The following is a 14,647-nucleotide window of genomic DNA, read 5'->3' on the forward strand; positions in this document are numbered from 1 at the left end:
TAATTGTCAATGGTCTGGAATAACGTAAAGAAGGCCCTGCCCTTAATGGTCAAGCCCCGATTTTACAGGCACCAAAAAAAAAGACCCTAGGCTATAAGCTGCTTCCGGTAATCAACCAGGGTATCTTAGAAATAGGAGGATCAGTTCTAACGGGAATTTATGTAGCCAATGAAGCAATTGGAGCATCCGGCTGGTCACAAAAAAGAAGTCGCCTTGTAAAGCTAAATAAAGAAGGCTGGCCATGTGAGCCTGCCTTCTTTATTCACTCAGATCAATAAGTAATTTGGTTAACTCTAGATTTTCAACCTTGTCTTCTTTGACGACAAAGGCAAGGGAAGGATGATAGAATCCTTCGTCAAGCTTGATAACGTTCACCCAATAGTTAACAACACCATCTACTTTCTTTTCGCTGCGGGATGCCTCAGGGATAGCTGCAATGATATCCTTTTCACTGCTTCTGATACCGATATTTTTATCCGTCCTAAGCGAAGAAAGAGAGTTAATCGGTATATCAACTACGCCTCCGACTGGCTTAGTTTCTCACTACGGTAAAACTGATCGTCAAATTATCTTTTTCATATAACCAGCGCATGTTAAGAGGTTCCCCCACTTCCGTCATCCGTTTCGAATGAATTCCCGCTCCGCTTTTTTCAAATGCTTTAATGAATTTTCGAAAGAATATGGAATCTTAGTCCTAAGTTTAGAGAGTTTTTCAACCTCTCCCATAGCGATAGCTTCCTTAATAGCAGGAACCAACTTCGCTTGAATAATGCCCCAACTTTCTGCCTGAAGAAGTTCGTCTATCAACATATGCGGTTTGGAATATTGTTCAATTTTTGTTCTCCTCTTCTCGATTTCTACCCTCTAATAGCTCTATCTTTATTTTTTCAAGACATAGCTTCTCCCTTAGAGTGTATAAGTTCATCCTTATGTTCTAATACTTCTATTATCATAGCGGCCCCCATTCTGAATCCGAGAGTATAGGCGGAAGCGGATGAGATAGAGTTCTGCATGCCACTCAGATCCAAGGCTTGTTCAATCATAGTAAAGTCTTCTATAGATAACTTTGCTTTTAGGATGTCCATAAACTCTGAGATTAGCTTGGAGTTCTGTATATACTCGGGATCGCGTAAACACAAAAGTTCACTTGGACAGATTTTCCCGTAATATAAATCCTCCAAAAGACTCACCAGTCATCCCTCCCAAATCATCTCTTCAATCATCTTAGCGAATTTATCGCTAAAAATCAATAGCGAATAATTCGCTAAGATATGCTTGCCTTGGAGGTGTTTAGTATGTATCAACGTATCCGAGATTTGCGTGAAGATAAAGATTTAACTCAAACCCAAATGGCAGAGTATTTGCAATGCAGCCAGAGGATTTATAGTAATTATGAACGCGGTGATGTTGATATTCCCACGGCCATTCTGATTAAGCTAGCAGATTATCATAAGACGAGTACTGACTATTTACTAAACAGAACGAACCAAAAAACTCCTTACTCAAAAAGTTAAATTTAAAGAATGAGTAGATATCGCAGTTTTCAAAGGATTTCATTCTTATGCTGATGAGCATTGTACACAGGAATCCGTGATTTACGCGAAGACAAAGATCTGACACAGCAACAAATAGAGGAGCTTTTACATATTACACAAGCCACCTACTCCCGCTATGAAAATGGAAATTTGGATGTTACGAGCGCCGTTTTAATTACGCTAGCTAATTTCTATAAAGTAAGCATCGACTATATTTTAGGTCAGACAGATAATTCTAAATGCTATCCCAACAAAAAATAATCCGCAGCACAAACAAGCTCCTGTGATAATCACAGGAGCTGTTCACGTTTAGGCTAAAAATAGCCTGAAATTAGGGGATGCTCTTAGATACGCTCAGGCCAGCAAGGTACGGGCTACCTGATCCACAATGTAATTGATACCTGTCGGTCCGTAGCAGCCGATCCATGTAGCGGCATCTACCGGGTATATATACGGCCGCTCATCGGAATCCAACATCCCTCGGACGCTTTGCTCTGTCGCAGATACCCCCTCCTGCATCATCTCGTTACTAAGTAAAAAATAATGGCTGGCATGCACAGCCGGCAGTCTATCAACTGTAATATGATAAGCCGTGTCGGAAGTGTCTGCGACAAATAGAGGAGCTGGCAGACCAAGATCCCGGTACAGCACGGCACCTGTGCGATGGGAGGCAGTATGCACCCGTACCAGCGACTCACGCGGACGGATCAAGGCCACGCTCTGACCCGCCAGCGCCGTTGCAAGCTGCTCAGACAGCAATGCTGTTCGGCGCAGGTAATCCGCAATAATACGCTCCACCTCTGTCCGCTTGTCCGTCAATTCACCGAACAGGCCCAGAATCGTCTGCCAGCTCTCATTCCGTTGAAACATTAGGGTTGGCGCAATCCGGCTTAACCGTTCATAATGCTGAGCATGCACCTCAGTACAGACAATCAAATCCGGCCGCAGCCGTTCGACAGCTTGCAGGTCCGGGTACTCATAAGTTCCGAGCATTTCCGTTGTCTTAAGCCTTTCCCTGATATATTGGGGGAATTTTAACGCTGCACTGCCCGTTCCTACACTCCCTGCCGGAGATATCCCAAGCGCAAGCAAATGGTCTGCATATTGAACGTCGAGTACGGCGATACGTCTCGGAGAAGCGGTGACGCAATATTCGCCTCGCATATGACAAATTACCGGGCCTTGCAGCGTCTCGTACGATGAGGCCAGGCGATCCGGCAGCCCAGAATATGCTGAGAGAGCACCGATCCCTGAAGCGGCAGTGCGCCTGTAGATCTGCGGGGGAACTCCATGATATTTCTTAAATGCCCTGCTAAAGTAATACATGTCGCGATAGCCCGTTTTTTCTGCAATTTCGCCGATGGGAGCATCCGTATGACGCAACATCCGCTCGGCACTCTCCATCCGCAGCTGGATTACATATTCCATCGGTCCTAGTAACTTCTCCTGTTTGAATCGCCGCTGTAACTGTCTTGTACTGCATCCGGCAAGCGCTGCCAGCTCCTTAAGCTCCAGCTCCTGACGATAATGCCCCGCTATATAGGCAGCGACAACATCCACCATATCCGCCTCTGTGCCTTTCTGACCACATTCATACTCCATAATAAGCTCGTAAAGCATTCCTTGCAGTAGCGCATTCGCATGGAAACGCTCCAGCCCTTCGCCCCGGCTCCATTTGGCTTCGATTTGTTCCGCAGTCTGATGCAGTTCAGCCAGGAGCACAGGACGGTGAACAAATGAAGTTCGTAATGGGTGATTGCGCTGCGGAAACAGAACATGGGCAGCCCCCAACATTGGAAAAGCCTTGTATATAATAACAGTATAATGAATGGTTTCTGATCCAGCAGTCAAAGTAAATGCTGATCCCTTGACTGCGTGACAAGCGAAATAGGCCTGGATATGGCAAATTTCGCCATTCATCACAAGCCTACCTTCCCCGCCGCCTGCCAGCAGCAACACATTGGCTGTTAATCCGGTTTCGCTCATAACGCCGCCGGGTGGCAAAGTACCGCTACGCACATCAAGCATCTTGATCGTTGTATCACTCCATAAACTTGCCTGTTCTTTCAGCGGCATTTCTCTCATCTCCTGACAATAGCATCCTCTGTTAAACGGGCGCACTCGAATAGGATTACATGCTTTAGTGAAAGCGCGTCCGCAACATAAGTGAGTGCGTTGCTGTTGTCATTTTAATTGAGATTCATTCTCATTGTCAATTTTCGGACATTTTCCGCAATATTCCGCCGACATCCTGTAATAAAAACAGCAGGTGATACGCTTGTTTTTTGCAACCGGAGCCAGGTCATTGTTCTCTGTGAACCGGGTAAACGGATTGCGGATTGCGCCGAACAATTGTCCGGGAGCTATCCGGGTCAGGAAGGCAAAATCGGCTTGCATTCGTTGCCTCTCTTGCCCAAATTCACCTATTCCAGGAGAATACAACGGGGCAATGCGTACCATAATATTCTCCCAAAGTACTGCCATGGAGACGGGACCAATTGCAGCAAGCGTGTGCAGCAGCGGCGCAAGACGTACCGCGAAAATTTCCTCTACGATCTCTTCTCGCCACGCTTCCCTGTCTTCCGGTGCCGCCGTCGCTCGAAGCCCGTTCAGCGCAAGGAAAGGAAAACGCGTATCCCCTTTAAAAGCTGAGGAAGCCGGATTATAGAGGAAGCAGTTCTCCAGCGGGATGGAGACTTCCCGGTTATGAAGGGTCATAGCGGTCAGCATCGGCGCGATCCACAGATAACCGATCCGCTTGGCCAGCATGGAAGCGGCAACCTGCATATCAGGCGCACCGATATAACCCTTAAGCCAGCTTACATATTCGCGGCATGCAGCTTCTTCGTGCAACTGGCTAAGGGCAATTGTCCGAACGTTTCCTTCAGGCGGTTCACCTACCCACAGACGGTATTCCTCCGCCATTTGCTTCCAGGTGGCAGACGACAGATAGTTGTCCATTTTAATGCGATCCCAACAGCGCTTCCGCGGTTTGATCTACAATAATATTGAGGGCAATTGGCCCATAATAAGCGATCCATAGCGTTGAATTCATATTGTATACGCGGTTATTTTTAACGGCATCATGAGATTTCCAGACCGGACTGTTCGCCATTGCCTCTGCCTCTTTGGCAAACAATTCATCCGATAACAGGAAATAGTGATCTGCTCCGATATCAGCGATGGTCTCCATCGAAATTTCAACGGAGGTATCATCTTTGATCTCCTGAACGAATGCAGGGATATTCAATCCCAAATCCTCATAAAGAATGCTTCCGGTCCGATGTTCGGGACCGTGTACGCGAATACCTTCCGGTCTTGGGCGAATCAGAGCTACCGTTTCGTCGCCCAGCTTCGCCGACAGCTGCTCCCGCAGTCCAACGATTTTGTCCTCGTAGGCTTGACGCACTACCTTCGCCTCCGCCTGCTTGCCCGTTATCATACCGATGGTAGCCGATGTATCCCGCCAATCTTCATAGAAGTCGAGTACTATTGTGGGCGCTATTTTACTGACGCTGTCATACACCTGCTCCTGAAAGTCGGTCATCAATATAAGATCCGGATTCATCGCTACAATAGCTTCAAGATTGGGCTCATCGCGTGTGCCCAGGACCTTCACATCACCCAATTGTTCACTTAAATATTCTGGAAACTTTGCATCTTTCGCTCCAGCCACAACGCTGCCTGCCGGATGCTCGCCTATCGCTAACAATTGATCGACGAATTTCACATCAAGCGCGGCGATGACCTTCGGCTTCTCAGTCAGCGTATATTCGCCCTTCATATGCGAGATGGTAACCGGGAAGGCTGCAGTCTGAGCCTGTGTCTCAGATGTAGGTGACGGCTCGGCTGAAGCAGATGGCAGTGCGGCAGTGCCCGCATTTGCTCCACCTCCAGTACCGCAAGCCGTTAGCACAAGTACCAGCGCCATCATCCATATCATTAATAGTCCTGCTTTTTGGGCAGCTTCTACCTTTCTAACGGTTGCTTGCCTCTTCTTTGTTCTTTTCATGCTGACTCCCCCTTATGTATGATAATGATTTTCATTATCAGATCAATAAAGCGAGTATAATCTATCTTCATACTCTATTTCCATGTACTTTTGCGACATTGCAGCCGGATTAATGCGACATTGCACACCATAGGAACGACTCAGGAGAATCGCGACTGACTACAAAAATTCCACAGAAGCACCTAAATCCCTAATTTTAACAAAAATTTCTTTGCTCCTGTTCTGAAAATAGCCAACACAGTCGATGATAATCTCGCTCAATTCAAACTTTTCCTTCTCCAGAAACTGATCATCGAGCAATCTGGCTACTTCAGAAATGGTTCTTCCATTGCACTCCCTGCTTCTTCCCAAAATGAAAAAAGGTATCTTTGTATTACACAAAGATACCTTTTTTCATTAAAAGCTTACGGCTCAATCCCCCACACAAGCTGACCATTCATATACCCGGTGACCTGTTCATTGTTGATGAACTGACTGCTGGATGCCTTGAACGAATAATCATTAGCCTGGTTGTAATTGGACCAGTCGGTTTTGGAGAAACGGGTTTGAATTTCTGCGCTCTGACCTGGATTAAGTGTTCCAGCCGAACTCGGGAAACCAATTTCCAAAACATAATCGGCACTGGCAACAGGAGTCGCCAGCTTAACGAAATTGCCGGTTACATTCGCATTTCCGATGCTGGCCCAGTCGATCCAGAAACTCTGATCTTTCTCGCCATCAATCGTATAGTAATACCGGACCTTCACATCACTTAGTTGAATCGCTGAATCACCGGTATTGACTACTTTGATTTTGGGTGAAATCCCGTTGGTGGAGGCACTTGTGTTGCCATTAAAAGCTTGGACCGTCAAATCTCCAGTGGGTACTGGAACACTACTATCCGCTACGTTCACTGTAAGAACAGCATTATTTCCTCCATTAAAATGAAAGGTTAGGGTATTCTGTCCCAGCGGCAGCGTGGAAAGATAGGATTTTTTCAGAACAACAGCAGCGCTTGATGCCGTATAATCCTGACTCGCTAAAAGTGTGGAATTTCCATTTGTGATACTTGCAAGCTGGTGTCCATTTAAAGTAAGGGCTACGGAAATATCCTGGGCTAGATTCGCTGCTTTATCAAATGCAGCGCTCACGGGCGCAATGGATGCGCTTGGCGTGGAATCGACAATTTTCACTTTTAATACGGGATCTTGTCCTTTATTAAAATCAAAGATGATCGAATGCTCGCCAACCGGCAGTGTCGCCAGAAATGCTTTTTTGAGCAGCAGCGTATTTCCACTCAAGGTATAATCCTGAGTCGCTGTCAATGCATTGGCGCCTGTCCGGAGAGCGGTTAACGTATTGCCGTTTGAATTCACGGTGATGGCTTTGTCATTCTGATTGGAGGCATTTTTATCAAATTCGACGTTTGCAGGTGTGATAGACGCACTTGGAATTGGATTGTTAACCTTCAAATCAGGCAGCTCATCGAGCGTGATTACATAATTGCTTTGGTACAGCGTTGTTAAGGTGGCCGGATAATTAAAGGCGGAACTCATGAGATGCTCACCATACCACGGTAAGAAATAGAGCCAGCCCGATTTTTCCTCTGTCAGATTCTGAACGCTTGGAACAGTGTCGTTCTCCGTCATGGCTACCATTTTCGTACCGCCGGTTAAATCAACAAGCTGATAGAAAATCGAGGTAATCGCGTCCTCATTGGGCACACCAGACAAACCGTCATAGCGGTTATAGATCGTGTTGTATTTATCATAGCCTACAATATCCACCTGATCATCGCCGGGATACCATGCGGGAGAAGTGCTGTACACATAGCTGTTGTAGGTCCAGATCAAATTGTGCAGACCGTACGTTTCTGTAAGTTCAGTATAGAGCAGGTCCCACAACTGCTTGTACACCTCCGAGCCTGCCGAAGCCCACCAGAACCATGCACCTTCTCCATTCAATCCACCGTTGCCCTCCGCCTCATGGAAGGGTCTGAAGATAACCGGCACATTGTTATTTTGCAGAATCTGCAGTTGCTCCGCCAAATCCCCAATGGCCAGTTGTACATATTGGTATTCTTTCGTACCTGGAACTACCGCATTGGCTGTATTAAAATTGGTTTCTGTCGGCTTGTAGGTGGCTTTCTTCCAATCTACAAATTCCCCGAGCTGATAGGCGGTGAAATCTCGGGGTACAGTGATATGCCAGCTGTTTGTCGCGATCCCGCCCCGGTTATTCACCCAATCGATCATCCGGGCGGTCGTACCATCCTCCCAGCCGTAAAGCGGATTGTAATTCATCAGATCAAATCCGCGGATCGCCGGATACTTTCCCGTTAAATTGTGAATCCAATCAAACTCCAGCTCGGAATTGCCGTCATTTCCGCCTCCGTAAATCTCCTGCTGACCAGAGATCATATGATTGCCGTAAACCTCCGTTAAATAATTCATCAGAAGCTGAGTTTCCGGAGTGGCTTGAGTATCGCTGAGGACAGGTTGCACATCCAGGGGATCAAGATCGGCATAATCCACCGTGAAGGTATCAAAATAAGCGAAACCCCAGCCAGCCTTCAGTTGAATAGTGTTGCTGCCTTGATTCAGCTTGTGATAGCCAAAATCGAAATTCGACCACGTGGTCGTATAGGGCAGCATATACGACCCCTTCGTAACGCCGTTAGCGGCCAAAGATTGAAGCCTGCCGTCAGCACTGAGCTCCTGCATATAACGTGTGGAGATCGTATACATGCCAGTTTCCGGAACAGTCACTGTGAAGGAAATTGCACCGGAATTCTGCATCCAGACAAATCCGCTTCCAGAGTATCCGGGTTTGGGCTGTCCGTAAATTTGGGTCGTCACTTGAAGATCGGAGGTGAGCTGAGCGTTTTCGCTTTCAATTGTGAAAAGTGCGTTGTCTGCATGAACGGGCGGCGCTGTCATCAATCCAAGTAGCAGAGTAAATGCCAGCATCATTGTGATTGCCTTCTTGAGCAAATTTTTCATTTCCACCTTTCCTCCCTATGTTAAATATGGTAAATAAAAGTTCAATATACCATCTCTTGGATGCGCTTTCATAGATAAGATAGCATATATTCCATATTTTGTAAATCTATCAAATCGAGAAAATTTCCACAGGCAAAAAAACTCCCACCAATATTTATTAGGAGGAGTTAAATAACATTGGCTTCTTACAACTTAAAGTTTCGTAGCGGCTTTCCGTACCGTACCAAAACATGCCATAAGAGTTTTAATTCTTGAAGTACTTCTTTTTCGGTTCCTCGGTCCCGCCATGCTGAAGGATCATGCTTTAAGTGCATAGCAGCAGATCCAATCATGCTCGCATCAATATAACCGTGATGAGCAATACGCTTAGCCAAGGAGGGCATCGAAGGCCCTCTAAAATCTGAAGGCACTTCGTCTACCCACATCGCGAATCCCATGTGCCAATAGAGTTGGATGGCATACTGTAAACATATTTGCTCCAGGACTCGCCCTGTTGGAGTACCCTTGAATGAAGGATCGGCAACTAAAATTTCCACATCTTCCTTTAGACGGATGTTTCCATGAACTTGCGCCTCAATATAGTGGTTAAGATTACGTTTAGCTTCACCCTTTGAAGGGTCTGTAAACGGCATTGTGAGGTTGACCCGAAGATGGTCAACTAATTTTTGTGATCGAAGATTTTTTTCCCCTAGAGCGGAATCTCTTAAGAAAATCTCCTCTAGTAATGCCGCCATCATATCATCAAATTCTGCATATGTCCCTTTCTGTACAGGGTTTTGATGCGAATCCATATAGGTGTATGTACTGCGATAAGAAACCTCAGGGGATAGGAGGAAATAGCAGGAGCCAAAGCGCGGAGCTGGCCCATCCGAATGACGCATCAAATCAAGAGCGCCATATTTAGGGCGTTCGCTATTCGAAGCACCCTCTTGTTGGTATGCCCCTCCAAATAGTCTTTCCTCCCACAAATCACGTGGACCGCCAGAATAGGCTGATACACTACCACTGGATAACAAGGTCTCAAATTGGCTCTTGTACACGCCTTGCTCCAATAGCGCCTCTGCAACACTTTTCTTTACCGGATCTAGTCGATCTGGATGGAAATGTAGAGCAATCTTCGCATGTGACTTTATTTTGACCACAGCATCTTCAAACTCTTCCCGATCCACATTAGACATTTGAAGAATTTCATGGATGGTCTGAACTGCTTCACTTTTTCGAGTTCGCGCGTAATTCGTAACATATTCTAAAGCCGATAATTGTGACTCCGATAGTTCCTCAGTGAACTGAGACTCTCTTTTTTTATTGGCATTTGCATCGCCTTTCCACTCCATTGCTTATTCACTCCTTTCTAGACCCAGTACATAAGAAAAGAGACTTGATTTCTCCTCTCACTGTATCAAACGCTTCTTCACTTAAAACTTCATATCCTTACCATCGCAGATTCCGATAACTTTACATGGATCTCGAATGATATAAATTCAAGATCGAATGTTGATGGCTTGAACATCGTATGCGCGTTATGCGTAATCTTCCTTTTTCGCAGGAGTAATCAACTCGATTTGCTCGTAAGGTGCTGTCAAATAGGGACTCAAAACAAATACCATTTAGTTAACCGTCAGTGTCACAACCACTCAACCATAATTAGAGCGTCTCAGCCAATTTCTGAATCTTTGAGTGGGAAATTAAATATACATTGCCTATAATGTCGATTTTGCTGCCCTTCACACGTACAGCACCATCTTTGTCTGCCGCCACATAAATATCCATTTTATTCGATAAAGGAAAACGCCCCTCAATTAGCGCGGTGTTATCATGATCAAAATGAGCTTCAAAAGAAAAGTGATTAAGAGCCATACCTTCACAAACAGTGCATTCATCCACATATTCATCAGACATGTTCATCCCACCAGCACTTGTTCCCATTACAACAGCATTGCTTTTTTTAATCAAATCCGATAATTCATATTCCGTCAAAAGGTGCTTTTGGTCCCGAGCGCTTCCACCACATAAAAAAACGACAGAGGCGTTTTGAATTAATCGCTGGGCATCTTCCTTCTGCGTGCGGTCATCAATGAAATGATATTCATCAAAAAAAATGTTAGCCTGATTAAACCATGTCCTTTCAAAAACACTATCAATATTAACTTGTTCATCACTAAAATCAGACGATTCAGCGCTAATCATAACAAGCGATTTTCTGTCTGTTATATCCTCATGCAACACATTGACTAGCTTCTCAGAAAAGCCCTTATCATAAAACCAATCTAAGTAATAGTGAGTTTTCATCCGTAATTACCTCCATATGTAATATCTAAATTTATCCATTATGTTTATCAAAATTCATAGCGCCAGGCAAGAGAAAAATGTCTATAGTAATATAAATTTAGAGGCATAATCAAGGTTTTTTATCTGCGCTAGATCCACATTAAGCCTATCCGGCGAGGAAATGGGCCACGTATTTTTGTTCTGCACCGATTATCTTCACCTCCTTTTATATCATGGACATCGTACCATATAATGAAATTCAATAAATCTTACAAATTGATTAAAACAAAAAAATGCCAGCATCATTAGTACCTTCGGTGAATAGCAAAAAGACTTACTCGAGGTATCGATCCCTTCAAGTAAGTCTTTATTTCTAAAGTTATAAAGATACTAGTCCCTTAAACGAAAACATACTCCCCATCACCAATCGAAATCGTCTTCCCTTTCAGCTCTAACGAATCCGTTTCAAAAACCACCTGCTTGAATTGGTTCTCGTCTCCTTGCACGAAAGCAAATGATCTATCGCCAATCTTAAGGCTGAAGGTATCATCCTCTGACTTCGTAACAGGCAGTCCGAATATGGTTCCCCAATGGTTGGCTGCAGCTTCAGGATCGGAGACATGGAATACAGCACGCACGATTTCGACTTCTCCCGCAGGATGAGGTTTAATGACTCCAGATGATGTTAATCTTTCCACTCGCTCTGTATCCGTTCCGCTCCATTGAATGATGAACGGATAGACCAGTCCCCCAAAGTCACCAGCAATGGTCATCATCCGCCACTCTATTAATCTTCCCTCGTTATCTAGACGCTTACCATCGATAATTGGAGATAATGATAAGCCTGCTGCTTTCAGGGAAGCCGCTACTTCTTCAATATCATCCGTCCGGATGACTACTCTACTTAGAACTTCATGTTCTGGTAGAAGTTTTACTGCATCTTTCACCACTAAATTATGTTCAGTTGCCTTTGCCAGCTCAAGATTCTCAATGCCCAGAAATTCGAGATAGGTTAGCCCAAAGTAACTTAAGGCATTATAGGTTCCCCAATCTTTATGAGAGCCTCCCTTAAAAGCAACCAATCCATGAGCTCCAAAGAGCTCAACCGGTTTGGCCAAATCATTGACATAGTGAACTAAATGATCCCATTTCATCGTTGCCATGCTTACTTCACTCCCAGCTCAGTAGTACGTTTTACGGCTGCCAGAACACTTCTTTGCAGACCCGCTGCGAAATCACTGTTGTTTAATTCGTACAAGCCATGCATGCCGACACCGCCAGGTGAATTATTAATATCCAGCAGCTGTCGTGGATGCAGCCCTGTCTGTTGCAGCATTGCTACCGAGCCCATCATATTCTCCAGTGCAACCTTCCAGGCTTGCTCACGCGGCAGTCCGGCAAGTACACCTGCATCCACGAGAGATTCAATGAAATAATAGATATAGTTAGGACCCGCCACACCAAATCCAGTGAAAACATCCATTAACGCCTCATCCAGATATTGTACTTTTCCAAAGCCGAGTAGGAAATGCTCCACTTGATCACGAGTAGCATAAGCATTTAACGCTACACCACTATAGCCATATCCTGTATCGGTCAAAGTATTGGGGATAACCCGGATAATGGGCCGTTCAGCTCCAAAATGACCAGCTAACTGATCATTCGTCACACCCGCCACAATCGATACGATTGCGGCAGAAGCTGTAGCGAATTGTTGTACGTTTTGACCAAGGGTAGTTAAATCATCCTGTGGGCGAACTGCCACTACAATCACATCTGCTGTAGACAGGTTATGCTCTTGCGAACTCTCCGTATCTACACCGTATTTGGTATTCAAAAACTGCAGACGCGTTTCATTAATATCCGATACACTAATTTGATTTACAGACAAGGTGTTATTCGCTATACATGCGCGGATGATCGCTTCCGCCATCTGTCCGCCACCAATAAAATGAATCTTTTCTTTGGTCACTCCGTTCACTTCCTTAATTAATTGTTGTCCCAAGCTTCAGGTAGAATGAAACCATCATATTTTTCTAATCCAAGAATATATTCTTCAAACTCTTTGGATTCATAAGCAGCTTTCAAATCTTTAGCCCACTGAGAATTTTCATCCTTTTTATTAACCGATACGATAATTCTGTGTTCCATAGGTGTGTTTTCTATTTTCAAAGCATCCGTAATCTTTCTGTCCGAATTAGCAATATAATTACCATTTACAACGCCATAATCAACATCTTGAAGGGAGACAAGGATTTGAGCGGGGTCCAATATTTTAATATCAATATTATATTTATCCGGTTCCATACTATTAATATTAAAATCCGCTACGCCTGCCCCTTCTTTAATTTTGACCCAACCCAATTCTTCCAGAATACGCAGTGCACGCTCTTGGTTTACCGGATCGTTCGGAACAGCTACGGTTGTACCGTCTTTAACATCGTCTAGCGTGGTATGATTTACAGAATAAAGACCTTGTGGAGCACCTGGAACATAAGCAATTCCGACCATATCTGCATTGATTTCTTCGTTAATGGCCTCCATATAAGCTGTACTTTGGAATATGCTTGCGTCAATGGAGCCTTCCTTCATTGCTGGATTGACCTGCATGTTTTGCGAGAAGGTTTTAATGTCAACGGAATACCCTTGTTTCTCTAGAATCGGTAGAATCGATTGGCGGAATTGTTCCTCATAGGTTCCGACACCAAATCCAACGGTAAGCTTTTTCTTATCTCCAGAATCCCCCGCCTCTTTATTGCCACAAGCCGTCAACACTGCAAGAACACCTATCATCATCACTAACATTAACTTTTTCATACTTACTTCCCCTATTCCAATATAGATTTTTTAAATTGTGCCAACGCTTCATCCGTCACATTGAGTGGGATTGCGCAATTTGGAGATAGAATAAACGGCTGGTCTTTCATTAACTTTAATGCATCTTCAGCCTGCTGCTTGATTTGGGCAATATCGTTTACCGCAAACAACCCATGATCGACTCCACCCACTTTAGTAGCCTTGAGATTTGCCTCTAACCCTGGATTCCCCTCGGCTACCGTATCCCAACTGATCCCGTCAATCCGATAATCGTTAAACTTCTCAGGCTGGGCGTAGGCTCCACAAGTATGAAGAATGTTTTTTCCATAGCTCGCTGCTTCTAAAACAATAGAATCATAAGGTCTGGACAGTTCGTCAAACATAGCTTCATCAAATAATCCTGGGTGAGCTGTGCCCGTCACTGCGTAGAACAAACCGTCAGAACCCGCTTGCTGTAACTCTTGTACATAATCGGCTAAGGTTAAGGAAATCGCATGTAGCGCATGATGTGCTGCCGCTCGATGTTCTTTAAACAAGGATTCCAAAGTTACCGGGTGCTCAATACCAAACACCGTTTTAGTAACGTAAGCAGAACGCCCTACAATAAATAGCAACACTGTTAATGGTGAAAATACAGTTTGGATTAGCGGGGTGTCTGGTAACCCTTGACGAATTTTTCTAACCGCATCTAAATGCTCTGCCAAAGGGGCTGACTGGACTGCCTTTTTGACGTCGATATCCCACAGACTAGCCGCTGTTGGAATAGCCGTCGTTTGCTGTCTCGGAAATACGGTCTGATAATCCGTAAAATCGTATTGATTCCCCCAAGCTTCCGCCAGATAAGTCGCTCTTGGATTAATCTTGACCCAATCCCAATCATATTTTTTCGTAAAAGAAATCGTAGTTTCTGCTAAATCATCTGCAGTTTGTTCTTTGTCGATAAAATGGCGCCAACCACTTCCGATTGGACGATCCGCCCGTTCTCCAGATAATAATGCGTTAAAACGATCTTGCTTACTCCATTCACTCATCTG

The 14,647-nt window shown here is 44.7% G+C and carries 13 protein-coding genes; 2 read left to right on the forward strand and 11 right to left on the reverse strand.

Annotation, left to right across the window (positions count from 1 at the left end; genetic code table 11):
* Window positions 1–887: 887 nt before the first annotated feature.
* Window positions 888–1,190, reverse strand: coding sequence for a DUF6809 family protein (locus NSQ91_RS19820; RefSeq protein ID WP_076127124.1), 303 nt, complete (start codon window positions 1,188–1,190; stop codon window positions 888–890).
* Between the two features lie 105 nt (window positions 1,191–1,295).
* On the opposite strand from NSQ91_RS19820, the gene NSQ91_RS19825 reads away from it, so the two are divergent.
* Entirely contained in the window at window positions 1,296–1,514 is a 219-nt protein-coding gene (locus NSQ91_RS19825; RefSeq protein ID WP_076100339.1) for a helix-turn-helix domain-containing protein, read from the forward strand.
* 60 nt (window positions 1,515–1,574) lie between these two features.
* A complete protein-coding gene (locus NSQ91_RS19830) occupies window positions 1,575–1,796 on the forward strand; it encodes a helix-turn-helix domain-containing protein (protein WP_340919490.1) in 222 nt (73 codons plus the stop codon).
* A gap of 93 nt (window positions 1,797–1,889) precedes the next feature.
* On the opposite strand, the gene NSQ91_RS19835 is transcribed toward NSQ91_RS19830, so the two are convergent.
* From NSQ91_RS19835 to NSQ91_RS19880, 10 genes are all read right to left on the reverse strand, one after another.
* Entirely contained in the window at window positions 1,890–3,611 is a 1,722-nt protein-coding gene (locus NSQ91_RS19835) for a helix-turn-helix domain-containing protein (protein WP_340919493.1), read from the reverse strand.
* Window positions 3,612–3,719: 108 nt separating this feature from the next.
* On the reverse strand, window positions 3,720–4,496 hold the full coding sequence (locus NSQ91_RS19840) for an IucA/IucC family C-terminal-domain containing protein (RefSeq protein ID WP_340919496.1): 777 nt from the start codon (window positions 4,494–4,496) through the stop codon (window positions 3,720–3,722).
* Between the two features lies 1 nt (window position 4,497).
* A complete protein-coding gene (locus NSQ91_RS19845; protein WP_340919498.1) occupies window positions 4,498–5,547 on the reverse strand; it encodes an ABC transporter substrate-binding protein in 1,050 nt (349 codons plus the stop codon).
* 404 nt (window positions 5,548–5,951) lie between these two features.
* On the reverse strand, window positions 5,952–8,528 hold the full coding sequence (locus tag NSQ91_RS19850; RefSeq protein ID WP_340919501.1) for a glycosyl hydrolase: 2,577 nt from the start codon (window positions 8,526–8,528) through the stop codon (window positions 5,952–5,954).
* Between the two features lie 185 nt (window positions 8,529–8,713).
* Window positions 8,714–9,862, reverse strand: coding sequence for a DUF3626 domain-containing protein (locus tag NSQ91_RS19855; protein ID WP_076304581.1), 1,149 nt, complete (start codon window positions 9,860–9,862; stop codon window positions 8,714–8,716).
* Between the two features lie 310 nt (window positions 9,863–10,172).
* Window positions 10,173–10,817, reverse strand: coding sequence for a Type 1 glutamine amidotransferase-like domain-containing protein (locus NSQ91_RS19860; protein ID WP_076304580.1), 645 nt, complete (start codon window positions 10,815–10,817; stop codon window positions 10,173–10,175).
* A gap of 377 nt (window positions 10,818–11,194) precedes the next feature.
* Window positions 11,195–11,959, reverse strand: a complete 765-nt coding sequence (locus NSQ91_RS19865) for a VOC family protein (RefSeq protein WP_076304579.1) — start codon at window positions 11,957–11,959, stop codon at window positions 11,195–11,197.
* Window positions 11,960–11,961: 2 nt separating this feature from the next.
* Window positions 11,962–12,768, reverse strand: coding sequence for a pyrroline-5-carboxylate reductase (gene proC / locus NSQ91_RS19870; RefSeq protein WP_076304578.1), 807 nt, complete (start codon window positions 12,766–12,768; stop codon window positions 11,962–11,964).
* A gap of 17 nt (window positions 12,769–12,785) precedes the next feature.
* On the reverse strand, window positions 12,786–13,613 hold the full coding sequence (locus tag NSQ91_RS19875; protein ID WP_076141012.1) for a MetQ/NlpA family ABC transporter substrate-binding protein: 828 nt from the start codon (window positions 13,611–13,613) through the stop codon (window positions 12,786–12,788).
* An 11-nt stretch (window positions 13,614–13,624) separates the two neighbouring features.
* Window positions 13,625–14,644, reverse strand: a complete 1,020-nt coding sequence (locus NSQ91_RS19880) for a uroporphyrinogen decarboxylase family protein (protein WP_076304577.1) — start codon at window positions 14,642–14,644, stop codon at window positions 13,625–13,627.
* Between the last annotated feature and the right edge of the window lie 3 nt (window positions 14,645–14,647).

Source organism: Paenibacillus sp. FSL R7-0048, assembly GCF_038004505.1.
Lineage (GTDB): Bacteria > Bacillota > Bacilli > Paenibacillales > Paenibacillaceae > Paenibacillus_AQ > Paenibacillus_AQ odorifer.

Coding starts and splice junctions, on each gene's coding strand:
- NSQ91_RS19825 (WP_076100339.1), top strand. CDS start 1,296: ATGTATCAACGTATCCGAGATTTGCGTGAAGATAAAGATTTAACTCAA.
- NSQ91_RS19835 (WP_340919493.1), bottom strand. CDS start 3,611: ATGCCGCTGAAAGAACAGGCAAGTTTATGGAGTGATACAACGATCAAG.
- NSQ91_RS19840 (WP_340919496.1), bottom strand. CDS start 4,496: ATGGACAACTATCTGTCGTCTGCCACCTGGAAGCAAATGGCGGAGGAA.
- NSQ91_RS19845 (WP_340919498.1), bottom strand. CDS start 5,547: ATGAAAAGAACAAAGAAGAGGCAAGCAACCGTTAGAAAGGTAGAAGCT.
- NSQ91_RS19850 (WP_340919501.1), bottom strand. CDS start 8,528: ATGAAAAATTTGCTCAAGAAGGCAATCACAATGATGCTGGCATTTACT.
- NSQ91_RS19855 (WP_076304581.1), bottom strand. CDS start 9,862: ATGGAGTGGAAAGGCGATGCAAATGCCAATAAAAAAAGAGAGTCTCAG.
- NSQ91_RS19860 (WP_076304580.1), bottom strand. CDS start 10,817: ATGAAAACTCACTATTACTTAGATTGGTTTTATGATAAGGGCTTTTCT.
- NSQ91_RS19865 (WP_076304579.1), bottom strand. CDS start 11,959: ATGGCAACGATGAAATGGGATCATTTAGTTCACTATGTCAATGATTTG.
- NSQ91_RS19875 (WP_076141012.1), bottom strand. CDS start 13,613: ATGAAAAAGTTAATGTTAGTGATGATGATAGGTGTTCTTGCAGTGTTG.
- NSQ91_RS19880 (WP_076304577.1), bottom strand. CDS start 14,644: ATGAGTGAATGGAGTAAGCAAGATCGTTTTAACGCATTATTATCTGGA.